This is a genomic window from Caulobacter sp. Root655, assembly GCF_001427665.1.
GTDB lineage: Bacteria > Pseudomonadota > Alphaproteobacteria > Caulobacterales > Caulobacteraceae > Caulobacter.
This window is the reverse complement of the sequence record NZ_LMHC01000024.1, coordinates 298,860-323,175: the sequence shown is the minus strand read 5'-3', so window position 1 is coordinate 323,175 and position 24,316 is coordinate 298,860. Positions and strand designations below refer to the sequence as shown.

At 67.6% G+C, this 24,316-nt stretch carries 28 protein-coding genes and 1 tRNA gene; 20 read left to right on the top strand and 9 right to left on the bottom strand.

Going from position 1 to position 24,316, the window contains the following annotated elements; translation table 11 throughout:
• Nucleotides 1-13: 13 nt before the first annotated feature.
• Nucleotides 14-451, bottom strand: a complete 438-nt coding sequence (locus ASD79_RS19255) for a MucR family transcriptional regulator (protein ID WP_056724598.1) — start codon at nt 449-451, stop codon at nt 14-16.
• Between the two features lie 188 nt (nt 452-639).
• Here ASD79_RS19255 and glyA point away from each other — a divergent pair, with 188 nt between their 5' ends.
• The 7 genes from glyA (at nt 640) to ASD79_RS19215 (ending at nt 7,734) form a co-directional block, all read left to right on the top strand.
• Nucleotides 640-1,944, top strand: a complete 1,305-nt coding sequence (glyA, locus tag ASD79_RS19250; protein ID WP_056724596.1) for a serine hydroxymethyltransferase — start codon at nt 640-642, stop codon at nt 1,942-1,944.
• A 31-nt stretch (nt 1,945-1,975) separates the two neighbouring features.
• Nucleotides 1,976-2,449 carry a transcriptional regulator NrdR gene (gene nrdR, locus ASD79_RS19245; protein ID WP_056724595.1) on the top strand — a complete coding sequence of 158 codons (474 nt, stop codon included), beginning with the start codon at nt 1,976-1,978 and terminating at the stop codon, nt 2,447-2,449.
• 111 nt (nt 2,450-2,560) lie between these two features.
• Entirely contained in the window at nt 2,561-3,025 is a 465-nt protein-coding gene (locus ASD79_RS19240) for a 6,7-dimethyl-8-ribityllumazine synthase (RefSeq protein WP_056724593.1), read from the top strand.
• Nucleotides 3,022-3,483: a transcription antitermination factor NusB gene (gene nusB, locus ASD79_RS19235; protein WP_056724592.1), complete on the top strand. Its 462-nt coding sequence runs from the start codon at nt 3,022-3,024 to the stop codon at nt 3,481-3,483. Before ASD79_RS19240 ends, nusB begins: the two co-directional genes overlap by 4 nt.
• Entirely contained in the window at nt 3,443-4,540 is a 1,098-nt protein-coding gene (gene thiL / locus ASD79_RS19230; protein ID WP_056724590.1) for a thiamine-phosphate kinase, read from the top strand. Before nusB ends, thiL begins: the two co-directional genes overlap by 41 nt.
• 295 nt (nt 4,541-4,835) lie before the next feature.
• Nucleotides 4,836-5,360 (top strand): hypothetical protein, encoded by a 525-nt coding sequence (locus ASD79_RS19220; protein ID WP_056724586.1) that lies wholly within the window; start codon nt 4,836-4,838, stop codon nt 5,358-5,360.
• A 235-nt stretch (nt 5,361-5,595) separates the two neighbouring features.
• Nucleotides 5,596-7,734, top strand: coding sequence for a sodium-translocating pyrophosphatase (locus tag ASD79_RS19215; protein WP_056724583.1), 2,139 nt, complete (start codon nt 5,596-5,598; stop codon nt 7,732-7,734).
• Between the two features lie 81 nt (nt 7,735-7,815).
• Here the strand turns inward: ASD79_RS19215 and ASD79_RS19210 are convergent, their stop codons facing one another.
• A complete protein-coding gene (locus ASD79_RS19210) occupies nt 7,816-8,343 on the bottom strand; it encodes a response regulator (RefSeq protein ID WP_082585032.1) in 528 nt (175 codons plus the stop codon).
• Nucleotides 8,344-8,506: 163 nt separating this feature from the next.
• The gene (locus tag ASD79_RS19205; protein WP_007667208.1) at nt 8,507-8,995 is read right to left on the bottom strand and encodes an outer membrane protein assembly factor BamE; all 489 of its coding nucleotides are present in this window, start codon (nt 8,993-8,995) and stop codon (nt 8,507-8,509) included.
• A gap of 121 nt (nt 8,996-9,116) precedes the next feature.
• On the opposite strand from ASD79_RS19205, the gene ASD79_RS19200 reads away from it, so the two are divergent.
• The 7 genes from ASD79_RS19200 (at nt 9,117) to ASD79_RS19170 (ending at nt 13,454) form a co-directional block, all read left to right on the top strand.
• On the top strand, nt 9,117-9,647 hold the full coding sequence (locus tag ASD79_RS19200; RefSeq protein WP_056724581.1) for a ubiquinol-cytochrome C chaperone family protein: 531 nt from the start codon (nt 9,117-9,119) through the stop codon (nt 9,645-9,647).
• Nucleotides 9,632-10,180, top strand: a complete 549-nt coding sequence (locus tag ASD79_RS19195) for a DUF177 domain-containing protein (RefSeq protein ID WP_056724580.1) — start codon at nt 9,632-9,634, stop codon at nt 10,178-10,180. The genes ASD79_RS19200 and ASD79_RS19195 overlap by 16 nt, the downstream gene beginning before the upstream one ends.
• Nucleotides 10,181-10,277: 97 nt before the next feature.
• A complete protein-coding gene (gene plsX, locus ASD79_RS19190; RefSeq protein ID WP_082585031.1) occupies nt 10,278-11,366 on the top strand; it encodes a phosphate acyltransferase PlsX in 1,089 nt (362 codons plus the stop codon).
• Complete coding sequence (locus tag ASD79_RS19185) at nt 11,363-12,340, top strand: beta-ketoacyl-ACP synthase III (RefSeq protein WP_056724575.1); 978 nt, start codon at nt 11,363-11,365, stop codon at nt 12,338-12,340. The genes plsX and ASD79_RS19185 overlap by 4 nt, the downstream gene beginning before the upstream one ends.
• 206 nt (nt 12,341-12,546) lie before the next feature.
• Nucleotides 12,547-12,849 (top strand): integration host factor subunit alpha, encoded by a 303-nt coding sequence (locus ASD79_RS19180; RefSeq protein WP_007667198.1) that lies wholly within the window; start codon nt 12,547-12,549, stop codon nt 12,847-12,849.
• Between the two features lie 14 nt (nt 12,850-12,863).
• Nucleotides 12,864-13,292 carry a MerR family transcriptional regulator gene (locus ASD79_RS19175; protein ID WP_056724573.1) on the top strand — a complete coding sequence of 143 codons (429 nt, stop codon included), beginning with the start codon at nt 12,864-12,866 and terminating at the stop codon, nt 13,290-13,292.
• 85 nt (nt 13,293-13,377) lie between these two features.
• Nucleotides 13,378-13,454 (top strand) — tRNA-Pro (locus tag ASD79_RS19170).
• A 199-nt stretch (nt 13,455-13,653) separates the two neighbouring features.
• Here ASD79_RS19170 and ASD79_RS19165 read toward each other — a convergent pair.
• Both ASD79_RS19165 and ASD79_RS19160 read right to left on the bottom strand, forming a co-directional pair.
• Complete coding sequence (locus ASD79_RS19165; RefSeq protein WP_007667192.1) at nt 13,654-13,875, bottom strand: DUF2842 domain-containing protein; 222 nt, start codon at nt 13,873-13,875, stop codon at nt 13,654-13,656.
• Nucleotides 13,872-14,135 (bottom strand): GlsB/YeaQ/YmgE family stress response membrane protein, encoded by a 264-nt coding sequence (locus ASD79_RS19160; protein ID WP_056724572.1) that lies wholly within the window; start codon nt 14,133-14,135, stop codon nt 13,872-13,874. The genes ASD79_RS19165 and ASD79_RS19160 overlap by 4 nt, the downstream gene beginning before the upstream one ends.
• A 155-nt stretch (nt 14,136-14,290) precedes the next feature.
• Between ASD79_RS19160 and ASD79_RS19155 the strand changes: the two genes are divergently transcribed.
• On the top strand, nt 14,291-15,322 hold the full coding sequence (locus ASD79_RS19155; RefSeq protein ID WP_056724570.1) for a COX15/CtaA family protein: 1,032 nt from the start codon (nt 14,291-14,293) through the stop codon (nt 15,320-15,322).
• Nucleotides 15,323-15,447: 125 nt separating this feature from the next.
• Nucleotides 15,448-16,950, top strand: a complete 1,503-nt coding sequence (locus ASD79_RS19150; protein WP_056724785.1) for an alkaline phosphatase — start codon at nt 15,448-15,450, stop codon at nt 16,948-16,950.
• Here ASD79_RS19150 and ASD79_RS19145 read toward each other — a convergent pair.
• The gene (locus tag ASD79_RS19145; protein ID WP_056724568.1) at nt 16,947-18,350 is read right to left on the bottom strand and encodes an alkaline phosphatase PhoX; all 1,404 of its coding nucleotides are present in this window, start codon (nt 18,348-18,350) and stop codon (nt 16,947-16,949) included. The two genes, ASD79_RS19150 and ASD79_RS19145, sit on opposite strands and share 4 nt — an antisense overlap.
• 234 nt (nt 18,351-18,584) lie before the next feature.
• On the opposite strand from ASD79_RS19145, the gene rplM reads away from it, so the two are divergent.
• The 3 genes from rplM (at nt 18,585) to argC (ending at nt 20,573) form a co-directional block, all read left to right on the top strand.
• Nucleotides 18,585-19,058, top strand: a complete 474-nt coding sequence (rplM, locus tag ASD79_RS19140) for a 50S ribosomal protein L13 (RefSeq protein WP_007667182.1) — start codon at nt 18,585-18,587, stop codon at nt 19,056-19,058.
• Nucleotides 19,059-19,061: 3 nt separating this feature from the next.
• Entirely contained in the window at nt 19,062-19,535 is a 474-nt protein-coding gene (gene rpsI, locus ASD79_RS19135) for a 30S ribosomal protein S9 (RefSeq protein WP_056724566.1), read from the top strand.
• Nucleotides 19,536-19,619: 84 nt separating this feature from the next.
• Nucleotides 19,620-20,573 carry an N-acetyl-gamma-glutamyl-phosphate reductase gene (gene argC, locus ASD79_RS19130; RefSeq protein ID WP_156400585.1) on the top strand — a complete coding sequence of 318 codons (954 nt, stop codon included), beginning with the start codon at nt 19,620-19,622 and terminating at the stop codon, nt 20,571-20,573.
• A 31-nt stretch (nt 20,574-20,604) separates the two neighbouring features.
• Here argC and ASD79_RS19125 read toward each other — a convergent pair whose 3' ends face one another.
• Together ASD79_RS19125 and soxR are read right to left on the bottom strand one after the other, a co-directional pair.
• Nucleotides 20,605-21,237: a DUF1287 domain-containing protein gene (locus tag ASD79_RS19125; RefSeq protein ID WP_056724564.1), complete on the bottom strand. Its 633-nt coding sequence runs from the start codon at nt 21,235-21,237 to the stop codon at nt 20,605-20,607.
• A gap of 62 nt (nt 21,238-21,299) precedes the next feature.
• Nucleotides 21,300-21,767: a redox-sensitive transcriptional activator SoxR gene (gene soxR, locus ASD79_RS19120; RefSeq protein WP_056724562.1), complete on the bottom strand. Its 468-nt coding sequence runs from the start codon at nt 21,765-21,767 to the stop codon at nt 21,300-21,302.
• 76 nt (nt 21,768-21,843) lie between these two features.
• Between soxR and ASD79_RS19115 the strand changes: the two genes are divergently transcribed.
• Nucleotides 21,844-22,200: a hypothetical protein gene (locus ASD79_RS19115; protein ID WP_056724561.1), complete on the top strand. Its 357-nt coding sequence runs from the start codon at nt 21,844-21,846 to the stop codon at nt 22,198-22,200.
• Here ASD79_RS19115 and ASD79_RS19110 read toward each other — a convergent pair whose 3' ends face one another.
• Nucleotides 22,201-24,189, bottom strand: coding sequence for a class I poly(R)-hydroxyalkanoic acid synthase (locus ASD79_RS19110; protein WP_162252386.1), 1,989 nt, complete (start codon nt 24,187-24,189; stop codon nt 22,201-22,203).
• Nucleotides 24,190-24,316: the final 127 nt, after the last annotated feature.

Genomic DNA, 24,316 nt, shown 5'->3' with positions numbered 1-24,316 from the left:
GAGGGAGCCTAATTTACCGCCCCCGCATCGCGCCCTTGCCCAGGCCGATCTGCTTGGCGAAGTCCGACCGCCGCTCGGCATAGGCCGGCGCCACCATCGGATAATCCCCGGGCAGCGACCATTTGCGGCGGTAGTCTTCGGGGCTCATGTCGTAGTGGGTGCGCAGGTAGCGCTTGAGCATCTTCAGTTTCTTGCCGTCTTCCAGGCAGACGATGTAGTCGCGCTGCACCGAGCGCGAGACCGGCACCGCCGGCTTGGCGCGGTCGGCCACGGGCGGAGCCTGCACGGCGCCAAGCGCTGAAAGCGCGCCATGCACCGAGCGGATCAATTCGGGCACCGCCGAACGCGCCACGGTGTTCTGTGCGACATAAGCGGCCACGATGCCGGCGCTGAGGCCCAGGATGTCGATGTCGTTGTCGTTGATTTCCGCCTCGCCGTGCGACGTCGCCATGCCAGTCCGCCTTGTCATTTACAGTCACTGAAACACCCGGTGCGCCAGCCTTGCCGGCGCCGGTTCCTGCGCAACGCGTCCCCGCCGGTGAGGTTCCCGGATTGATCGTGGCGCGAAGGGGGGTAAAGAGAGCGCGACCGACTCCCCGCCAGTCGCCCTTTTAATCTCCCAGCCCCAGGAGAGCGTCGATGACCGCACCGGCCAACAACATCACCGCCGACAAGAACGCCTTCTTCGGCGCCGACCTCGCCGCCGCCGACCGCGACATCTTCGACCGCATCGGCCTGGAGCTGAATCGTCAGCAGAACCAGATCGAGCTGATCGCCTCGGAGAACATCGTCTCGCGCGCCGTGCTCGAGGCCCAGGGTTCGATCCTGACCAACAAGTACGCCGAGGGCTATCCGGGCAAGCGCTACTACGGCGGCTGCGAATATGTCGACGAGATCGAGACCATTGCCATCGAGCGCGCCAAGGCGCTGTTCGGCGCGGCCTTCGCCAACGTCCAGCCGCACTCGGGCTCGCAGGCCAACCAGTCGGTGTTCATGTCGCTGCTGCAGCCGGGCGACACCTTCCTGGGCATGGACCTGGCGGCCGGCGGCCACCTGACCCACGGCAGCCCCGCCAACCAGTCGGGCAAGTGGTTCAAGCCGGTGTCCTACACCGTGCGCCAGCAGGACCAACTGATCGACTACGACGCCGTCGAGGAGATCGCAGTCCGCGAGAAGCCCAAGCTGATCATCGCCGGCGGCAGCGCCTACAGCCGCCAGATCGACTTCGCCCGCTTCCGCGAGATCGCCGACAAGATCGGCGCCTATCTGATGGTCGACATGGCCCACTTCGCGGGCCTGGTGGCCGGCGGCGTGTTCCCCAGCCCCATCCCGCACGCCCACGTGGTCACCACCACCACCCACAAGACCCTGCGCGGTCCGCGTGGCGGCATGGTGCTGACCAATGACGAAGCGATCATCAAGAAGGTCAATTCGGCGGTGTTCCCGGGTCTGCAGGGCGGCCCGCTGGAGCACGTCATCGCCGCCAAGGCCGTGGCCTTCGGCGAGGCGCTGCGGCCGGAGTTCAAGGTCTACGCCCAGCAGGTGATCGACAACGCCCGCGCGTTGTCCGAAGCCCTGCAGACCCAGGGCGTCAATATCGTTTCGGGCGGCACCGACAGCCACCTGATGTTGGTCGACCTGCGGCCCAAGGGCGTGACCGGCCGCGACGCCGAGCACAGCCTCGAGCGCGCCCACATGACCTGCAACAAGAACGGCGTGCCGTTCGACACCGCGCCGTTCACCGTCACCTCGGGCATCCGCCTGGGCACCCCGGCTGGCACCACCCGCGGCTTCGGCACGGCCGAGTTCACCCGGGTCGGCCAGCTGATCGGCGAGGTCGTCAACGGCCTTGCCGCCAATGGCCCGACCGGCAACGGCGAGGTCGAGGCCAAGGTGCGCGAGGAAGTCCTGGCCTTGACGGCCCGGTTCCCGATCTACAACTAATAGGCCTGTGTCGGGCGGGAGGGCCTAGATCATGCGCTGCCCGTTCTGTGGCCACCTGGAAAGCCAGGTGAAGGACAGCCGCCCGTCGGAAGACGGGGCGGCCATCCGTCGCCGTCGGCTGTGTCCTGAGTGCGGCGGCCGCTTCACCACCTTCGAGCGAGTGCAGCTGCGCGAACTGACGATCGTCAAGCGTTCGGGCCGCCGTTCGCCGTTCGACCGCGAGAAGCTGGTCCGCTCGATCTCGCTGGCCATGCAGAAGCGGCCGGTGGATCCCGAGCGGGTCGAGCGGATGGTCAACGGCATCGTCCGCCAGCTGGAAAGCCTGGGCGAGACCGAATTGCCCTCCTCGGCGGTGGGCGAGATGGCCATGAAGGCGCTGAAGTCGCTCGATGACGTGGCCTACGTCAGATACGCCTCGGTCTATCGTGATTTCCGGGAAACCAGTGATTTCGCGAAGTTTCTGGGGGAAGAAGGCCTGAGCGACGTCGCCGAAGACGAGCTATAGGCGCATCCTGTGATTCGGTTTTGGCGGCGACGCCGCCGGACTACGATTCGATTTTGCGGCGGAGCCCTTTGGTTCTAGGTGACCGGTCCCGCCGGGGAGAGTTCAAGGACTATGGTTGAAGACAAGATTCGTCTGCTGATCGTGGAGGGCCGACGTTATTCGGGGCTTTCCGACGAACTGCTGCGCGGCGCGACCCAGGCGATCGAGGCGCATGGCGCGGACTTTGACGTGATCACCGTCTCCGACGCCTTGCAAATTCCCAGCGCCGTCGCCCTGGCCGAAGAGGCCGGCCATCGTCCGGTCGGCGTGCGCTATGACGGCTACGTCGCCCTGGGCGTCGTCATGCGCGGCGAGACCTACACCTTCGAGATCGTCGCCAACGAGACCGCGCGCGGTTTGCAGGACCTGGCGATCGGCAAGCGCCTGGCCATCGGCTACGGCGTGCTGAACGTCGAGGACGAAGACCAGGCCTGGGCGCGCGCCCGGGTCTCCGAAGGCGATCGTGGCGGCCACGCGGCCCGCGAATGCCTGGAACTGGTCGCCCTGCGCGCCCAACTGCTGGGAGCGGGCCGATGAGCCGGGACGATCGCGTCAAGCCGCGCTCCGTCGCCCGCCTGGCGGCCGTGCAGGCGCTGTACCAGATGGAAGTCTCGGGCGTCGGCGTCGACGCCGTGGTCCGCGAGTTCTCCGAGCATCGCTTCGATCGCGACGTCGACGGTCCGGACGGCGACAAGCTGGCGGCGGCCGACGAGACCTTCTTCGCCGAGCTGGCCAAGGGCGTCGTCGCCCACCAGGCCGCCGTCGACCAGGCCATCGTCAGGCGCCTGGCCTCGGGCTGGAAGCTGGAGCGCCTGGACGCCACGGCCCGCGCGGTCCTGCGTTCGGGGGCCTATGAGCTCATGCACCGCCCCGACGTGCCCACCGAGGTGGTGATCGACGAGTATGTCGAGATCGCCAAATCCTTCTTCGAGGGACCGGAATCCGGTTTCATCAATGGCGCCCTGGACGCCATCGCGCGTGACGCCAGAAACTGACGACGACTGGTTCGCCGAGCCGGCGCCGGAAACGGCGGCGGTCGACGATGCGTGGTTCGAGGAGACCGTGCCGCCGGCAGAGGTCGCGTCGGTCAACGAATTTGGCCTGATCGCGCGCTTCCTGCGGCCGCTGACCCGCGGCGACGCCGCGGCGCTTGACCTGCTGGACGACGCGGCGGTGCTGCCCTCGCGCCCCGGCTACGACCTGGTGATCACCAAGGACGCCATGGTGGCAGGCGTGCATTTCCTGGCCGGCGAGGACCTGGACGTGGTGGCCAAGCGGCTGTTGCGCACCAACCTGTCGGACCTGGCCGCCAAGGGCGCGGTTCCCTACGGCTACTTCCTGGCGGTGGGCTGGCCCTCGGGCACCACCGTGACCGACCGCGAGACCTTCGCGCGCGGCCTGGCCGAGGACGGCGCGCTCTACGACGTCAACCTGCTGGGCGGCGACACGGTCACGACCTCGGGCCCGCTGGTGGTCTCGGCCACCTTCCTCGGCTGGGTTCCCAGCGGCGACGCGGTGCTGCGCAGGGGCGCGCGGGTTGGCGACCGGCTGATGGTCAGCGGCACGATCGGCGACGGCTGGCTGGGCCTGCTGGCCCACTGGGGCGAGGTCGAGGATCCCGACGGCGGCCTGGCCCGCCGCTATCGCATGCCGCCGCCGCGCCTGAGCATCCGTGACGCCCTGCGCGCCTATGCGCGCGCCGCCGCCGACGTGTCCGACGGCCTGCTGGCCGACGCCGGCCACGTGGCCAAGGCCAGCGGCCTGCGGGTCAAGGTCGACCTTGACCGGCTGCCGCTGTCGCCCGGCGCCCGCAAGTGGCTGGGTGCCCAGCCGGAAGCCGGCGAGGCGCGGATGTCGCTGGCCTCGGGCGGCGACGACTACGAGATCGTCTGCGCCGTCGATCCCACCGACGTGGCCGCCTTCCAGGCCGCCGCCATGGCCGCTGGCGTGCCCGTGCGCGACATTGGCGAGTTCGTGGAAGGCGAGGGGGTCTGCGCTCTGTTCAAGGGCAAGGACATCACGCCGGAACGGCTGGGCTGGCTGCACGGGTAGACGGTGGTTTTCGACTGGCGGCGGGTCCTCAGGTTCGCGTTGTTTGTAGCAACGCTCTTTGCCTACCGAGTCGCGGCGATGCGGCTGGCCGACCTCGTTCCGGCCGGGACCTTCACTTGGCTTGCTCGAGCTCTCGGCGCTGAGACCGCCTCGCACGTGATCTTCGTAGCATTGATCGCGCTCATGATTGTCTGCGCTCTCTTTGTTTACTGGCTAACCTCAAAAGCTTTGGGCCTTCCGATGCGTGATGGCCCGCGGTAGCAAAACCTCAAACTTTCTTGGTTAAGCGGGAACCATGACCCGCTCCATGTCGATCGCCCGCCGCGTCCTGCTGATCGCCCCGCTGGCCCTGCTGGCGGTGACGCCGGCCCTCGCCAGCTCGCCGAAGAAAAAGGACGGCGAAGGGGAGGCGAAGGCCGATCCGGTGATCAAGCTGCAGTCCATGGCCCTGCCGATCATCGTCGACGGCCGACTGGTCAACTACGTCTTCGTCCAACTCAACATCACCTTGAAGACAGGAGTTCCGACCACGGCGTTCGGGAGCAAGGAGCCGATGCTGCGCGACGCCGTGGTGCGCGAGGCCCACGACAGGCCCTTCACGCGGCCCGACAGCTACGTCGCGCTGGACGAGACGCGCCTGAAGGCCTCGGTGCTGCGCGAGGTCAACGGCCTGATCGGGCCTGGCAAGGTGGCCCTGGTGACGGTCGTCAAGCAGACGCCGCGCAACTTCGTTCCGCCGCCGGCCAAGGCCGGGGCCCAGGCGGGGGGAAAGCCCGCGCCGCATCGGGAACCGGCGCCGGACCCGAACATCGTTCCCTAGGCCCGCATCCGCGTCCGTCCCTGACTGAACGCCGTTCCCGCAAGCGGTTGCGCGGGCCGCGACCATTTGGCACTGTCCCCGCCTTGGCGCCAAACCGGCGTCATCAGGGAGCATCGAGGGGGCATGAGGCCATAGGCCCGCCCGTCGTGTGCGGCCGGGCGCGATCCTGACGGGTCGTGATCCTGCCGAGCCGGCGACCCTCTCGTTATTGAAACGCGAAGAGGGCGACTTACCGATGAGTTCTTGGCTTTACGTGGCCATTGGGGCCGGGCTGCTGGCGGTGCTGTACGGCGCCGTGCAGACGGCTTCCTTGATGCGGGCTTCGCCCGGCAATGCGAAGATGCAGGAGATCGCCGCGGCGATCCAGGAAGGGGCCCAGGCCTATCTGAACCGCCAGTACACGACGATCGCCATCGTCGGGGTGGCGGTCATCGCCTTGCTGGCGTTCTTCTTCAAATCCTGGGAACAGCCCGTCGGCTTCGCCCTGGGCGCGACTCTGTCGGGCGCGGCCGGCTTCGCGGGCATGCTGATCTCGGTGCGGGCCAATGTCCGCACGGCGCAGGCCTCGTCCGAGAGCCTGGCGGCCGGACTGAAGATGGCCTTCACCTCCGGCGCCGTGACCGGCATGCTGGTGGCGGGCTTCGCCTTGATCGGCGTCGCCGGTTACTTCGCCGTGCTGCTGAGCACCGGCCACGCCGGCACCGACCGCGTGGTGGTCGACTCGCTGGTGTCGCTGGGCTTCGGCGCCTCGCTGATCTCGATCTTCGCCCGCCTGGGCGGGGGCATCTTCACCAAGGGCGCCGACGTCGGCGGCGATCTGGTGGGCAAGGTCGAGGCCGGCATCCCGGAAGATGACCCGCGCAACGCCGCGACCATCGCCGACAACGTGGGCGACAACGTCGGCGACTGCGCCGGCATGGCCGCCGACCTGTTCGAGACCTATGCCGTGACCACGGTCGCCACCATGGTGCTGGCGGCGATCTTCTTCCGCGGCACGGAAGCCGTATCGTCGATGATGCTGCTGCCGCTGGCCATCTGCGCCGTCTGCATCGTCACCTCGATCATCGGCTCGTTCGCCGTGCGTCTGGGCAAGAAGCAGAACATCATGGGCGCCCTCTATCAGGGCTTGATCGTCACCGGTGTGCTGTCGATCCCGGCGGTCTACTACGTGATCCACCAACTGGTGCCGACCGCCGTCACGGTGGGCGACCGCACCTTCGACGCCAACGCCCTGTTCTTCTGCGGCCTGGCCGGCCTGGCCGTCACCGCCCTGATCGTGGTGATCACCGAATACTACACCGGCACCAATTTCCGCCCGGTGAAGTCGGTGGCCCAGGCATCCGTCTCGGGTCATGGCACCAACGTCATCCAGGGCCTGGCCATGTCGCTGGAATCCACCGCCCTGCCGGCCCTGACCATCATCGTCGGCATCCTGGTGACCTATAACCTGGCGGGCCTGTTCGGCATCGCCATCGCCACCACCACCATGCTGTCCCTGGCCGGCTTCATCGTCGCCCTGGACGCCTTTGGTCCGGTCACCGACAACGCCGGCGGCATCGCTGAAATGGCCGGTCTGCCCAAGGAAGTCCGCGTCACCACCGACGCTCTCGACGCCGTGGGCAACACCACCAAGGCCGTCACCAAGGGCTACGCCATCGGTTCGGCCGGCCTGGGCGCCCTGGTGCTGTTCGCCGCCTATACCGAAGACCTGAAGTTCTTCTCGGCCCATGCCGAGGCGGGCAGCTTCTTCGAGGGCATGGGCCCGGTGACCTTCGACCTGTCCAACCCCTATGTGGTGGTCGGCCTGCTGTTCGGGGGGCTGCTGCCCTTCCTGTTTGGCGGCATGTCGATGACCGCCGTGGGCCGGGCGGCCGAAGCCGTGGTGGCCGAGGTCCGTCGCCAGTTCCGCGAGAACCCGGGCATCATGACCTATGAGGTGAAGCCGGAATACGGCAGGGCCGTGGACATCCTGACCAAGGCGGCGATCCGCGAGATGATCGTGCCGTCGCTCCTGCCGGTGGTTTCGCCGGTGGTGCTGTTCTTCGTGATCAAGGCCATCGCCGGCAAGGTCGACGCCTTCGCGTCGCTGGGCGCCATGCTGATGGGCGTGATCGTCACCGGCCTGTTCGTCGCCATCTCGATGACCAGCGGCGGCGGCGCCTGGGACAACGCCAAGAAGGTGATCGAGGAAGGCTTCACCGACAAGGACGGCGTCCTGCACTCCAAGGGCGGCGACACCCACAAGGCGGCCGTCACCGGCGACACCGTCGGCGACCCCTACAAGGACACCTCGGGCCCCGCCGTGAACCCGATGATCAAGATCACCAACATCGTGGCCCTGCTGCTGCTGGCGATCCTGGCCCACGGCGTCTGATCACGATCCACGCCGGATACGACGACGCCCCGGAGGGAAACCTCCGGGGCGTTTTCGATTCCGGGCGCTGGCGGACGCCGGTCAGTACATGTCGTCGAGCGCGACCTCGGCCTCGGCGGCGACCGCGCCACGGCGTTCCTGGCCCTCGTAGTCGTGATCGATGCGCCGCCGGCGGCAGGGGCCGAAATAGGCGCCGGCCCGCACGAAGTCGCGCGGGTTGTTGATCACCTCGTTGACCCGGTGCAGCACGCCGCGGGCGGTGAGGGGCTTGGCCAGGAATTCGGTGACCCCGGCCATCCGCGCCTCGTCCAGGCTGGCGCGGGTGGCGTGGCCGGTGACCATGATGATCGGGACATAGGGATTGCCGCTGGCCGGCGAGGTGCGCACCCAGCGGATGAACGCCAGGCCGTCAACCGGCTGCATCATCAGGTCGGTGAAGATGATATCGATTTCGCGCTCGGTGACGGCCTTCAGCGCCTCGACGCCGTCGCCGGCCTCGATGATCTTGCGCACGCCCAGCGACTTCAGCACCGTGCCGATGATCTCGCGCATGGGCGCGTTGTCGTCGATGATGAGCACCGTCAACGAACGCAGATTAGGTGCGCTCAAAGTCTTCCCCCCGGAAAGGCGGCGTCAGCCACCGCGACCTCACCAGGGAGCGTAATCGGATCGTCGTTGAGAAACCGTTGATACCGGCGACGAAATGTCGCGGAATTTCAGATGGTTATGCTTAACCATCGGTACGGCTCGGCTTGTCGGGACGCTTGGGGGCCTAGCGGCGGTCCTGCGGGCGGTTGCCCGGGGTGTCCTGATCGTCCTGCGGCAGCATGCCGCCGCGGCCGACGTTGCCCAGCAGCTGCTCGAGGATGGTCATTTCGCGGCCACGGGTCGGCGTTTCACGACCGTTGTAGGCGATGACCTTGCCGTCCTTCAGCGTGTAGGTGTCCACCGAGGCGACTTTTTCGTCGGCCGGGTTGAACTTGATCGCGACCACGTCGCGCTTGATCACCCGCGGCCTGTAGAAGGCCACGCGGTCGGTGGTCTGCGAGATGTAGTACCAAGAATTGGCGTCGAAAGTGGAGGTGGCCGAGGGCGAGCCCAGCTTTTCGGTGACCGTCGACTTGCTGTCCTCGCCGACCTTCATGTCGACGGGCTTGGCTTCGATGGCCTGGAAACCGGAATAGCTCGTCAGCGGCGTGCAGCCTCCGGCGACGGCGGCGAGGCCGATGACAGCGGCGGCGAGAACGGCGGGACGAAACATGCAGGCTCCGGAACCTAAAAAGGCTGACTTTGACCTATCGCCCGCGCGGGCTTAGTTCAATGGTCCGCGTGGATCGGATGGCGAAGTTAGTTCCGTGTCGCGGCGAAATCGAGGCGAAGTCATGTTTCTGGACCGGCTGCTCAAACCCAGGCCCGCCAAGGCGGCGGGGAGCAAACTCTATGCCGGCGCGGTGGCCCAGGCCCGTTCCGCGCCACTTTACGTCCAGATGGGCGTGCGCGACTCGCTGGAAGGCCGGTTCGAGCTCTTCACCCTGCACGTGGTGCTGTTGCTGGAGCGATTGAAGGGCCACGGCGAGTCGGCGGCCGAGCTTTCCCAGGCCACGTTCGACGCCTATGTGCGCGGCCTGGACGACGCCTTCCGTGAAATCGGCGTCTCCGACACGGCGGTGGGCAAGAAAATGAAGAAGCTGGCCGGAGCGTTCTACGGCCGCCTGAAGGCCTTCGACGAGGCGGTCGCCGGCCTGCCGGACCAGGCGGCCCTGACAGACCTTCTGGCCCGCACGGCCTTCGAGGAGCGCGACGAGGGCGACGTGGCGGCCCTGACGGCCTATGTGGTCGCCGCGCGCGACCATCTGGCGGCCCAGCCGCTGGAGCGCTTGATGCAAGGAGAGGCCCAATGGCTGAAGGCGTGATCAATCCCTGGCCCTACAGCGTCACCCTGGGGCGCATGGGGCGCGGCATGGATCTGCGCTTCGAGCCCGACGAGGCCGCTCGCAAGGCGATCGCCAAGACGCTGAACCTCGTGTCGCTGGATTCGCTGGACGCCGAGATCTTCCTGCGTCCCTGGATGGACGGCGCCGAGGTTTCCGGCCTGATCCGGGCCCGCGTCACCCAGGTGTGCAGCGTCTCGGCCGACGAGTTCGAGGAGCCGGTCGAATCACGCTTCTCGGTCCGCGTGCTGCCGGCCGACAGCGAGAACACTTCGCCGGACGAGAACGGCGACCTGGCGTTGGACCCGGAGGGCGACGATCCGCCCGACGTGCTGGAAGGCGAGACCATCGACGTCTCGGGCTATGTGATCGAGCACCTGGCCCTGGAGCTGGACCCGTTCCCCCGCAAGCCGGGCGCGGTGTTCGAGGCACCGCCCGAACCGGTGGAGCTGTCGCCATTCGCGGCGCTGAAAGCGCTGAAGGCCGATCCCGATCCCAGCGGCGACGGGGCCTGAAATGCCGGTTCCGTTCTGCTTGCGTGATATCCTCGCGCCTGTATCGTCCCGCCGCCTTGACCTAGCGGTGCGCCGCTCCAGGAGCCGATAGCGCCTCGTGCCTCAACCCATTGTCATTTCGATCGACGCCATGGGCGGGGATCACGGTCCGTCCGTGATCGTGCCCGCCGTCGCGATCGCCGCCGGAAACCTGCCGGACGTCCGCTTCCTGCTGCACGGCGACCAAGCCCTGCTGAACGCCGAACTGGCCAAGTCGCCGGCCGCCCGGGCGGTCAGCGAGGTGCGTCACACCGACAAGGCCATCTCGATGGACGAGAAGCCCGCCCAGGCCATGCGCCGGGGCAAGGGCTCCAGCCTGTGGAACGCCGTCGAGGCGATCCGCGAGAACCAGGCCCAGGCCGTCGTCTCGGCCGGCAACACCGGCGCCCTGATGGCGATTTCCAAGCTGATCCTGCGCATGGGGGCCAACCTGGAGCGCCCGGCCATCGTCGCCAACTGGCCGACCATGCGCGGCGTCTCCGCCGTGCTCGACGTCGGGGCCAATGTCGAGAGCGACGCGGCCCAGTTGGTCGAGTTCGCGATCATGGGCGCGGCTTTCCACCACGCGGTGCACGGTTCCGACCGACCGACCGTCGGCCTGCTCAATGTCGGCTCCGAAGACCAGAAAGGTCATGAGGAAGTGCGCGAGGCGCACGCCATCCTCAAGGAAACCACGCTGGACTTCGACTATCGCGGCTTCGTCGAGGGCACCGACATCGCCAAGGGCACGGTCGACGTCGTCGTCACCGACGGCTTCACCGGCAATGTCGCTCTGAAGACCGCCGAGGGCTTGGCCCGCTTCTTCGCCGCCGAGATGAGGACGACCCTGACCTCGAGCCCCCTGGCGATGCTGGGGGCGTTGATCGCCTCGGGCGCCTTGAAGAAGATGCGCCAGCGCCTGGATCCGGCGCGCGTCAATGGCGGGCCGCTGCTGGGGCTGAACGGCATCGTGGTCAAGAGCCACGGCGGCGCGGACGCCACGGGCTACGCCTCGGCCATCCGCGTGGCCGTCGACCTGGCCCGCAGCGACTTCTCGGCCGAGATCGATCGCAATCTGAAACGCCTGACCGAAACCGGCCTCAAGTCCGGTGTAGAATTGACGGCCGAAGGCGTGTCGGGCGCCGAGGGCCAGGGAGCTTCCGAGTGAGCGTAATTCGTAGCGCCGTCACCGGCGTCGGGGCCTATCTGCCGGACAACGTGGTCACCAACGATCAGTTGGCCGAAACCGTCGACACCAGCGACGAATGGATCGTCGAGCGCACCGGCATCCGCCAGCGCCACAAGGTGGCCGATGACCAGCCGGTCTCGGACCTGGCCTGGCGCGCCGCCGTGCAGGCGCTGGAGAAGGCCGGCAAGACCGCCGCCGACGTCGATCTGATCATCGTCGCCACCACCACGCCGGATATGACCTTCCCGGCCACCGCCACCATCGTCCAGCGCAAGCTGGGCGCGCCGGTCGGCATCGCCTTCGACGTCCAGGCCGTGTGCTCGGGTTTCGTCTACGCGCTGAGCGTCGCCGACGGCTTCGTGGCCCGGGGTCATTCGAAATGCGCCCTGGTGATCGGGGCCGAGGCCATGACCCGGCTGATGGACTGGACCGACCGCGGCACCTGCGTGCTGTTCGGCGACGGGGCCGGCGCGGTGGTGCTGGAGCCGCGCGAAGGGCAGGGGACCACGGCCGACCAGGGCCTGCTGGGCTTCGCCCTGCGCGCCGACGGGACCAAGCAGGAATTGCTCTATGTCGACGGTGGTCCGTCCACCACGGGCACGGTCGGCAAGCTGCGGATGCTGGGCAACCAGGTGTTCAAGCACGCGGTGATCAACATCTCCGAGGCGATCCACGCGGCGGCCAAGGCGGCCGACGTCACGATCCCCGAGGTCGACTGGTTCATTCCGCACCAGGCCAACCAGCGCATCCTGGCCGGCGTCGCCCATCGGGTGGGCATCGACGAGAGCAAGGTGATCTCGACCGTGGCCCTCCACGCCAACACCTCGGCCGCCTCGATCCCGCTGGCCTTCGCCCAGGGAATCGCCGACGGCCGCATCAAGCCGGGCCAGCTCTTGCTGCTCGAGGCGATGGGCGGCGGGCTGACCTGGGGCGCCTGCGTCATTCGCCTGTAGGCAAAAGCGCGGCGTCTTTGGGTCAAGCGTGGCCATTTTAGGCGGTCAGCTTGTGTCATCGCCTGAAGTCTTGGCGCTCAGCCTTTGACTCCATGCGATAATCGCGGCATGCAGGCTTGAGTTGATGAGAGCACGTTGCGGAAAAACGGGTCTCGGCCCGGTCTGACGCGTGCCCTCTGGGGTGCCAATCCAGCGTAGGGGGCGTCATGAAAGGCGCGACATTGACCCGGGCCGATCTCTGCGAGGCGGTTCATGAGGAAGTCGGTCTGACCCGCCAGGATTGCGCGGGTCTGGTCGAACGGACTCTCGATCTGGTCGCCGAGGCGCTGGAACGGGGCGAAACCGTCAAGCTTTCCGGATTCGGCGTCTTCCAGGTCCGCGACAAGCGGGCCCGGATGGGCCGCAATCCCAAGACCGGCGAGCCGGCCGAGATCGAGCCCCGCCGGGTGATCGGCTTCCGGGCCTCGCAAGTCATGAAGGCGCGAATCGACCGCGCCTTGGGCGGCTAGGGGAGCGGTCGGCGGTGGCGAAGGGACCCAACGCCTTCCGCACGATCTCCGAAGCCGCCGAAGAGCTGGGCGTGCCGCAGCACGTCCTGCGCTTCTGGGAAACCAAGTTCTCGTTCATCCGGCCCATGAAGCGGGCCGGCGGCCGGCGGTTCTACCGCCCGCAGGACATCGCCGTGCTCAGCGGCGTGCGCGCCCTGCTGCACGCCGAGGGCTACACCATCAAGGGCGTGCAGAAGCTGCATCGCGAGCAGGGGATCACCCATGTGATCGCCGCCGGCCTGGGCGATAACGGCTCGGCCTCGCTCGACATCCCGATCGACGTGCCGATCGATTCTGCGCCGCACGGCGAGCTGGGCGAGGAAGCCCGCGACCGCCTGGTCCTGGCGCTGGACGACTTGAAGGCCGTGAAAGCCCGGCTGGACGGGCTTTTGAAGGGGCTCTGAGGGCCGCTGAAAAACAGCCGGGAAACCCCGCGAAATCCCATTGCCCCCGGCAAGGCTCGCACCTATAAGGGCGCTCCTTCCGGATCGGAGCGTGGCGCAGCCTGGTAGCGCACTTGACTGGGGGTCAAGGGGTCGCAGGTTCGAATCCTGTCGCTCCGACCATTTCCTTTATTGGAAATGAGACCGGAAGAACGCAAAGGCCGCCCTTCGGGGCGGCCTTTTTCGTTTGCGGGTTCGGCCCACTTGCCCCCTACGGGTCGCTTCGCGACCGTCTTCCCCCATAGGGGGAAGAGCTGAGGCTCCGCCCCCTATGGCGGCGGACAGACCGCGAAGCGGTCAGGTGGGGGCAAGTCCGTGAGCCTCAGAGCTTCCTGTCCGCCTTGCCCATCCACGACATCAGCGGCAGCAAGGGCAGCCCCCAGGCCAGTCCGGCGACAGCGAAATAGATCAGGTGGATGGCCCGGTTGTTGGGCAGGTAGTCGTACAGGCTGGTGAAGGCCCAGACATAGGCGGCCAGGAACACCATGATGCCGATCCCGCCGATCAATTTGCGCAGGCGGGCGGGGATGAGGGGAGCGCTCAAGCGGGTCTCCGGAAGATGCCCGAGACGATACCCAGGACGGCCAGGAAGAAGATCGCCCCCAGGCTGGAGACCAGCAGGCTGCCGAGGAAGCCGTCGAACCTGAAGTCCAGCCGTTGGGCGACGAACGCTCCGATGAACGAGCCGACGACGCCGATCAAGAGCTTGGTGAACAGCGCGTGCCGGCGGGCCAGCACCAGATCGGCGATCCAGCCGGCCAGAATGCCGATGACGACCGCCACGAACACGCCCACGCCGCTCATCGATGGTCTCCGAACCCGCGCCCGCCCCGGCGCCCAGGCATGATCATCGCACGCCGCGCCGCAACCGTCATGAGGGCATGGACGTCGCGACCTGCGCGGCGTACGGCAAGGCTTCGCCTTATTCACGCCCTCAAACGGCGATCTTTGCGGCTGTCATGACGTCCTTCCTGCGTTCCGATCGTTCCCGGCCCGTGGCCATCTGGCTGTTCGTGGTGGCCGTTCTCGTCTTCGCCATGGTGGTGGTCGGGGGCGCGACGCGCCTGACCGATTCCGGGCTGTCGATTACCCAGTGGAAACCGATCATGGGCGCGATGCCGCCGATGTCGGAACAGGCCTGGCAGGCCAATTTCGCACTCTACAAGCAGATCCCGCAGTACAGGCTGGTCAATGCCGGCATGACGCTGGAAGCCTATAAGGGCATCTTCTGGTGGGAGTGGGCGCACCGGCTGCTGGGTCGCCTGGTCGGCCTGGTGTTCGCCCTGCCGTTCGCCTTCTTCCTGATCCGCCGGATGATCCCGCGCCGGCTGGTCTGGCGTTGCGTGGTGCTGCTGGCCCTGGGCGGCCTGCAGGGGCTGGTCGGCTGGTGGATGGTCTCCAGCGGCCTGTCGGAGCGGGTCTCGGTCGCGCCCGAGCGGTTGATGATCCACCTTGGCCTGGCCCTGGCGCTGTTCGTCATGCTGATCTGGACGGCGCTGGACGCCTGGGCCGGCGCGCCGCGCATCGAGGAGCGGACGACCTGGCGCGGCTGGGCGCTGGCCTTCCTGGGCGCGGTGTTCTTCCAGAGCCTGCTGGGTGCGCTGGTCGCGGGCAACGACGCCGGGCTGGTCTATAACGACTGGCCGCTGATGAACGGCGCCCTGATCCCGGCCGAATATGCCGGCCACGGCTTCTGGGGCACCCTGGCCCACAGCCAGGGCGCGGTGCAGCTGCATCACCGGCTGATGGCCTACGCCCTGTTCGTCGCCGCCATCGTCGTCGGCGTAGCCGCCGCGCGGACCCGGCGCATGCCCGAGGACGCCAAGGCGGCCGCCTTCGTGCTGGTCGGGGTGGTCTGCGTGCAGGCCGGCCTGGGGATCTGGACGCTGATGGCCGCCGTGCCTCTGGCCCTGGGCGTGCTGCACCAGGCCGGAGCGGCGATCCTGCTGGCCACGGCCACGGCCTTCGCCTGGCGGGTGCGGCGGCCCTAGTCCGCCCGCCCAATCCGTCATCGCCGAACAAGTCGGGGGGATGGCGAGGTTAGGGGCGAAGCGCTCGAAGAACTGTCACAACTTTGCAGCAAAGCACGCGGGTTCCCTTGCTGGAGTTCCGTCCCGTGATCCGCGCTTCCCACCTCCTGGCCGGAGCCCTGCTCCTGGCCGCGCCCGTCCTCGCCCAGGCCGCGCCGAAACCCGCCCCCAAGCCGCTCGCGCCGGCGACCAACGCCGCGCCGGGCGACGCCTATTACAAGGCCGGGGAGGCGGCCCTGGCCAAGGCGCTGGCGGTCAGTCCCAATACCGGCCGCGCCAAGAACGTCATCCTGTTCCTGGGCGACGGCATGGGCATCTCCACGGTCGTCGCCAGCCGCATCTACGAGGGCCAGCAGCGCGGCGTCGACGGCGAGAGCAATGCGTTGTCGTTCGAAAAGCTGCCGTGGACGGCGCTGTCCAAGACCTACAGCCACGACACCCAGGTCACCGACAGCGCCGCCGGCATCACCGCCATCACCACCGGCGTGAAGACCCGCAACAAGGTCATCGGCCTGTCGGGCGCCGCCAAACCGGAAAGCTGCGCCAGCGAGGTCGGGACCCGCGTCCAGACCATCGCCGAACTGGCCAAGGCCCATGGCCTGTCGGCCGGCGCGGTGACCACCACCCGCATCACCCACGCCACCCCGGCCGGGACCTACGCCCACACCTCCTATCGCGACTGGGAAGGCGACGGCGACATGCCGACCGACGCCCTGGCCGCGGGCTGCCGGGACATCGCCCGCCAACTGGTCGAGGCCCCGATTGGCCTGCGCCTGGACGTCGCCATGGGCGGCGGACGCTCGCGCTTCCTGCCCGAGGCCAAGGATGGCAAGCGCGCCGACGGCCGCGACCTGACCGCCGAGTGGCTGAAGGCCCCCAAGGCCGCCTATGTGACCACCGACGCGCAACTGGCCGCCCTGGATCCGACCCAGACCGGCCCGGTGCTGGGCCTGTTCGCCAACGAACACCTGCCCTACGAGGTCGAGCGTCCGGTGCTGGGGCAGGGCGTGCCGACCCTGGCGGCCATGACCACCAAGGCCATCGACCTGCTATCGACCAACCCCAAGGGCTATTTCCTGCTGGTCGAGGGCGGCAAGATCGACATGGGCAGCCACCTCAACAACGCCAAGCGCACCCTGACCGAGACCGTCGAGTTCTCGAAAGCTATCCAGGCCGCGCTCGACAAGGTGGACCTCAAGGACACCCTGGTCATCGTCACCGCCGACCATAGCCACGGCCTGGTGATCTCGGGCTACGCCGCTCGTAACGCCCCGATCCTCGGCCTGGCCGGCAACGAGGGCGAGCCGATCGTGGCCGGCGACGGCAAGCCCTACACCGTGCTGAGCTTCGCCACCGGCCCCGGCGGTCCGGAAGGCGGCGGCTCGCGCGCCGACCCCTCGAAGGAAGACACCGACGACGTCGACTACCACCAGGAGGCTCTGGCTAACCTGCCCAGTTCCGCCCACTCGGGCGAGGACGTGGGGGTGTTCGCCGACGGTCCGGGAGCGTATCTGGTGCATGGCGTGGTCGAGGAGAGCTACCTGTTCCAGGTCATGCGCCACGCCTACGGCTTCGACGCCAAGCCCTAAACCTTCACGCTCGCCCAAGGCCCGGTGATCGCCAAGGTGATCCCGGGCCACTGGACGTTGACGAACAGGGTCTGGCCGTCGGGCGAGAAACAGGCCCCGGCGAACTCCGAATTGCCCCGGAACACGTTGCGCCCCAGGGTGTAGACCTTGCCCTGCGGGGTGACGCCCTTGAGGTGGTTGGGCTTCACGTCCGAATAGCGGTCCTCGCAGACGACGATGTGGCCCAGCGGCGAGACCGTGATGTTGTCGGCGAAGTCCAGCACCCGCTCGTCCTTGCTCTCGACGAACAACTGCAGGCGACCCGGCTTGTCGGCCTCGCCGGCCTGGCCTTCCTGGGGGCTGGGTACGTAGCGGAAGATCTGGCCCGAGCCGGCCGCGCCGCCCGAGGTGCAGGTGAAGTAGAGCTCGCCCGTGCCCCAGTGCACGCCTTCGCCCCGGGCGAAGAACGCCGCGCCCTTGGCGTGGCCGCGCAGCCGCAGGTCGTCATAGGGATTGTCGACGCCGTCCAGGTCGATCCAGCGCGTCTCGACCCAGGCCCCAGGCTTGAGGTTGTCGGCGCCTTCCTGGTTGCGGGTGTCGGCGTCCTCGGCGACGCCGACGATGCCCAACGCTTGCAGCTTGCCGCCGGCCGCCAGGTTTCGGCGATCGTTGGGCAGGAAGCGATAGAACAGGCCGTCCTGCAGGTCCTCGGTCATGTAGACGACGCCGGTGCGCGGATCGATGCAGGCGGCCTCGTGCTTGAAGCGGCCCATGGCCTTCAGCGGGATCGGATCGGCCAGGCCCTTGCCGGCGCTGGGCACTTCGAAGGCGTAGCCGTGGTCCTTGCCGATCTCGAGGCCGGCCGTCAGCGTCGTCTCCTCGCAGGTGATCCACGAGCCCCAGGGCGTGGTCCCGCCGGCGCAGTTGACCGCCGTGCCGGCCAGGCTGAGGTGCTGGCTGACCGTCTGGCCGGTCTTCAGGTCGTAGACCACCGTGGTCGTGCCGCCGGGGAGAGGCAGGCCGGTATCCGCGAAGTCGTAGGCGCGATCCTTGGGCAGGCGATGGGCCAGGTGGCCGCCCAGGCCGAACGCCCCGTCGTTGAACGCCGCCGGACCCAGTTCGTGGTTGCGCACCAGGGCCACATGGTCGCCACCCAGCGAGAAGCAGCCCATGCCGTCGAAGGCCCCGGGCACCAGCAGGCCGTCCGACATCGTCTCGCCGGCCTGCGAGATGATCCGGTACGAGAAGCCCCGGGGCAGGTCGAGCATGCCCTTGGGGTCGGGCAGCAGCGGGCCGTAGCCCTCGACCTCGTTCAGATAGGACGGCAGCTCGGCCGCCTCGTCCTGGGCGCGGGCGCCGAAGCCGGCGAAGGCCAGGCTGGTGGCGGCGGAGGCGATGAAGGCGCGGCGCGAGAAGGGCATGAACGGATCTCCGGAGCTAGGCGTGCCCTATGCCTTCGCCCGATAACGGGATCATGACAGCGACGATGTGGTATTATGATACCTCATCGCGAAATTCCTTGCTGCACAAGGGTTTGCGGAGTTTCTTGCGCACGCATTGTTGACAGGCCGCGAACCCTCCTGTACCTGCCGCCCCTCACGCAGACGGAGCCGCTTTCCTTGGCCCCCGACGCACAAGGAATACGGATCAATCCCATGCAAAAGACCACGGCTTCCCTGAAGCCCGCCGAGGTCGAGAAGAAGTGGATCGTGGTCGACGCCCAGGACGCCGTTGTCGGCCGCCTGGCGACGTTCATCGCCATGCGTCTTCGCGGCAAGCATCGTGCTGACTACACCCCGAACGTCGACTGCGGCGACTTCGTCGTCGTGATCAACGCCGACAAGGTGAAGTTCACCGGCAAGAAGATGGACGACAAGATCTACTATCGCCACACCGGTCACCCGGGCGGCGTCAAGTCGACCAACCCGCGCAAGCTGCTGGAAGGCCGCTTCCCGGAACGCGTCCTCGAAAAGGCCGTCGAGCGCATGCTGCCCAAGGAAAGCCCCTTGGCCCGCAAGCAACTGACCCACCTGCTCATCTACAACAACGGTGAGCACCCGCACCAAGCGCAAAGCCCTGAAGTGATCGATTTCGCTTCGCGCAACGCCAAGAACACCCGGAGCGCCTAAGTCATGTCCGAAGCTCAAGGCTTTGACGCGCTGGCTAGCCTGTCCAGCAACCCCGAAGCGGCCGCTCCGGCCGTCCAGAAGCTCGACGCCCAGGGCCGCGCCTACGCGACCGGCAAGCGCAAGAACGCGATCGCCCGCGTCTGGATCAAGCCCGGCAAGGGCACGATCACGATCAATGGTCGCGACCAGGAAGTGTACTTCGCTCGCCCCGTGCTGCGGATGATGATCGCCCAGCCCTTCCAGGTCACCGACCGCGAAGGCCAGTTCGACGTCGTCGTGACCGTCGAAGGCTCGGGCCTGTCGGGTCAAGCCGGCGCCGTGCGTCACGGCCTGTCCAAGGCCCTGACCTACTACGAGCCGGGCCTGCGTCCGCTGCTGAAGCCGCACGGCTTCCTGACCCGCGACAGCCGCGTGGTCGAGCGTAAGAAGTACGGCAAGGCCAAGGCCCGCCGCAGCTTCCAGTTCTCGAAGCGCTAAGCGCGTCACGTTTCGTGCTTATGGAAAGGCGCTTCGGTTTCGGCCGAAGCGCCTTTTTCTTGTTTTCTTGTCCTTGCGATTGGGATGTCCATGACCCCGAAAGTCTTCATCGACGGCGAAGCCGGCACCACGGGCCTGCAGATCCGCGAGCGCCTGGTCGGCCGCAAGGACCTGCAACTGGTCTCGATCGATCCGGACAAGCGCAAGGACGCCAGCGCCCGCAAGGCGATGCTGAACGACGCCGACGCGGTCATCCTGTGCCTGCCCGATGAGGCGGCTGTGGAAGCCGTCGCGCTGATCGACAATCCGCGGGTCAAGGTGATCGACGCGTCGACCGCTCACCGCACCGCGCGGGGCTGGACCTACGGCTTTCCCGAACTGGACGGCGCCCAGCGCGGCAAGGTCGCCGCCTCGACACGGGTGTCCAACCCCGGCTGCTACGCGACGGGCGCGATCGCCCTGGTCCGGCCGCTGGTCTCAGCCGACATCGTCGCCCCCGACCTGCCGCTGTCGTTCAACGCGGTGTCTGGCTACACGGGCGGCGGCAAGGCGATGATCGCCGAGTTCGAGGACAAGAGCTCGCCGAACTACACCACCGTTCCGTACCGCATCTACGCCCTTGGTCTGGGCCACAAGCACCTGCCCGAGATCCAGTCGCACGGCGGCCTGCTGACCCGGCCGATCTTCACCCCGGCCGTCGGCCGCTACGCCCAGGGCATGCTGGTGGAGCTGCCGCTGCATCTGGGCATGCTGAACGGCAGCGTGTCGGTGACCGAGATTCACGAGGCGCTGGCCAAGCACTACGAGCGCGAGGCTTTCGTCGAGGTGGCGTCGCTGCACGAGGCCAAGAACCTGACCACGCTCGACCCGGAGGGGCTGAACGGCACCAACCGGCTGAAACTGTTCGTGTTCGGTTCGGAAAGCAGCGGCCAGGTGCGCCTGGTGGCCCTGCTCGACAACCTGGGCAAGGGCGCCTCGGGCGCGGCGGTGCAGAATCTGAACCTGATGCTGGGTTTGAAGGAAGGGGCGGGGCTGTAAAGCTCCGCCGCCTTCGCTAGACCCGCCTTCGCTAGACCCGCCAGCGGTAGTGCGCGACCGCCGTGTGCAGCTTGAACATCCACAGCGGCTCTTCCTTCGCGCCCCCGCCGATGTTGTGGACCACGCGCGGATGGTCGGGACCGGCGCTGACCACGCCGATATGCGGCCGGCCGCCCCACACTCGCCAGGTCAGGATGTCGCCGGGCAGCGGATCGGTGAAGCGGTCGCCGCCGGCCTTGGCCGGGGCGCGGGCCAACAGGGCGTTCTGGCGGGCCAGGTAGGTTTCCAGGTTCAGCACCCGGCGATGGTCGATGTTGGAGTCCGGCCCCTTCAGGCCCCAGGCGCGCCGCGAGGGATAGGCGTTGAAGGCCCGGCTCATGTCCTCATGGACGCGCTGCTGCAGGTCCGCCTTCCAGGCGTCGCGCGCCGCCCGCACCAGCACGTCGGCGCAGACCCCGGTGGTGCGCAGCACGTCGCCGTTGGGATAGGGGATGGCGCGATAGCTGGGGTCATAGTCCCTGGTGACGCCGACCTGGCTGCGCGCCGCCGAAGCCAAGCGCTCGCCGTCGTCCGCGTCGGCGGGGCGCGCCATGGCGTTCGCCCCGCCAAACACCGGCGCGGCGATCAGCATTCCCACGGCGGTGCGGCGGCTGAGTCCGGACATGGCGCGAAGCTCCACCACAATCCGGGCGAGTTTTGGGCGAACGCCGATCGTCTTGGCCGATGTCAGTCCGCGTTCGCTTCCAGCAGCCGCGCTCCCGCGCCTTGTGCGCCGAGCGCGTCCTGGGGATTGCGCAGCGGACAGGTCTTCAGCGACAGGCAGCCACAGCCGATGCAGTCGTCCAACTGGTCGCGAAGTTGGGTCAGGCGGCGGATGCGTTCGTTCAGCTCGGCCTGCCATGTGCGCGACAGGGCGGACCATTCCTCGGCGGTCGGGGCGCGGCTGTCGGGCAGCGTGGTCAGGGCCTCCTGAATCGAGGCCAGGGGAATGCCGGTGCGCTGGGCGACCTTGATCACCGCCACCCGCCGCAGCACGCCGCGCGGATAACGCCGCTGGTTGCCCTCGGTGCGCAGGCTGCGGATCAGGCCCCTGGTCTCGTAGAAGTGCAGGGTGGAGACGGCCACGCCGCTGCGCTTGGCGACTTCGCCGACGCTCAGGGTTCCGCCGGCGCATGGGAAATCAGATTTCGGCATTGGCGCTTGACCTCAACTAAGGTTGAGGTTTTACAGGAAGGGCTCCTCCCACGGCAACGCCTTTCCAGGAGCCTTCATGACCACGCTCACCGTTCCAGATCACGCCACGGTCGCGGCCGCCTTGTCCGACCCGCCGGTTTTCAGCATCAGCATCATCCAGACCAAGCCCGGCAAGTTCGACGAATTCGTCGCCTTGCAGCACGCTCAGTTCATGCGCGTGCGCGGCCAGGTCCAAGGCGTGCGCGGGAGCCGGATGTTGAAGTCGCCGGCGAAGGGCGTGGTGGTGTTGATCTCCTCCTTCGACACGGCCCAGGACGCCGAGCGTTTCCGCCGGGATCCGCGTTTCATTGAGCACCTGGAACGCGTGCAGCCGCTGATCGACATCGCCGAGGCGATGCCGGTTGAGCTGGCCTATGAGGTTGGGCTGATCTAGCTAGACCGCTGCGTTCGACCGCACGCGGACATAGCTTCCAGGGGCGTCCTCGATCGGTTTGAGGACGCCCCTGGCCGGATCGCGGGCAGGGACCAGCTTGCCCGACTTCGCCTTCAGCCAGGTCGCCCAGTGCGGCCACCACGAGCCGGGATGCTCGGCGGCGCCGGCCCGCCAGCCCTCGACCGAGCCTGGCAGGTGCTCGTTGGTCCAGTGCTGGTACTTCATCGCGTCAGGGTGGTTGATCACCCCGGCGATGTGGCCCGAGCCGGCCATGGTGAAGGTCACCGGCCCGCCGAAGGCCCGCGCGCCGCGATAGACGCTGCGGTAGGGGGCGATGTGGTCGTCCTTGGACGACTGGACGTAGATCGGCGTCTCGACCTTCGACAGGTCCAGCGCCTCGCCGCCCAGGGTCAGGTGGCCCTTGGTCAGGGCGTTGTCCTTGTAGAAGTTGCGCAGGTAGTAGAGGTGCAGGGCCTTGGGCATGCGCGTCTGGTCGGCGTTCCAGAACAGCAGGTCGAAGGGCCGCGGCTCCTTGCCCATCAGGTAGTTGTTGATGAAGAACGACCAGATCAGGTCGTTGCCGCGCAGGCTGTTGAAGGTGTCGGCCATCGACTGGCTGGGCAGGTAGCCGCCCTGGCGGTCGATCTGCTCCTCGATGGTCTTGATCCAGGTCTCGTCGGTGAACAGCAGCAGGTCGCCGGCCTCGGAGAAGTCCTGCTGGGCGGCGAAGAAGGTGGCCGAATTGATCCGCTTGTCGCCCTTGGCCGCCATGTGGGCCAGGGCGCAGGACAGCAGGGTGCCGCCGATGCAGTAGCCGACGGTGTTGACCTTATCGACGCCGGTCTGGGCCATCACCTGCTGGCTGGCGTCATAGACGCCCTCGAACATGTAGTCCTCGAAGGTCTTGTCGGCCTGGCGGCTGTCGGGATTGACCCACGAGGCGACGAACACCGTGAAGCCCTGGCCGGTCAGCCAGCGGATCATCGAGTTCTCGGGGCGCAAGTCGAGGATGTAGAACTTGTTGATCCACGGCGGGAAGATCAGCAGCGGAATTTCATGGACCCGCTCGGTGGTTGGGTCGAACTGCAGCAGTTGCAGGATGTCGTTCTGGTAGACCACCTTGCCGGGCGCGGTGGCGACGTTCTCGCCGACCTTGAACTTGGCCAGGTCGGTCTGGCTGATCGCCAGTTGGCCGCCGCCGCGCTCCAGGTCGGCGGCGAAGTTCTCCATGCCGCGCACCAGGCTCTCGCCCTTGCTCTGCATCACCTCGCGCAGGGCGGCGGGGTTGGAGATCAAGAAGTTCGACGGCGAGAAGGCGTCGGTCAGCATCTTGGTGAAGAACGCCACCCGCCGCTTGGCCGACGGGTCGACGCCCTCGGCCTGCGACACCAGCTCGTTCAGCCAGTTGGACGACAGCAGATAGGACTGCTTCATCATGTCGAACATCGGATTGGACGCCCAGTCGGGGTCGCTGAACCGCTTGTCGCCGCTGGAGGGGGAGACGACGGGCTGGGTCGGCTCGCCGGTCATCTTGCGGGCGGCGGACTGCCAAAGGTCCATGTAGCGGCTGAAGAGGTCGGCCTGGGCCCGCAGCAGCCGGTCGGGCTGGGCCGCCAGGCTGGTCATCACCTCGTTGAAGGCGGGGCCGACATGGAAGGGATCGGGGTTGAGGGCGGCCGGCCGGTCGGCCTGGCGCAGGGCGGCCTCGGCGATCGCGCCCTGGGCGGTGACCGCCGCGCGGGCCAGGTTGGCCGAAAGGGTCTCCAGCATCTGACGCTGATCGGGCGAGAGGAAGGCCTCGAAGTTGGGCGGAATGGCGGTCGGCGGCGGCTCCCGGCGCGTCGCCGATTCGGCCGAGGCCGCGGCGGCGTCCGGCGAGGGCTTGGGCTTCGGAGTCGCTTTTGGCGATGGCTTGGCGGCGGCCTGCGCCGCGTCGGCCTTTGGAGCGGCCTTTTTACGCGGTTTGGGGGAGGTTTCAGTCATGGCCATGGGCTTCCTTCCACCTTCTTGTCTTGGGCCATCTCACTTGGTGATGCGGATGGCCTTTCGCTCGCCGCGATCATCGCATAAGACCTGAGGCAAGATGAACGACGAAACCGGCAAAATCGTACGTCTT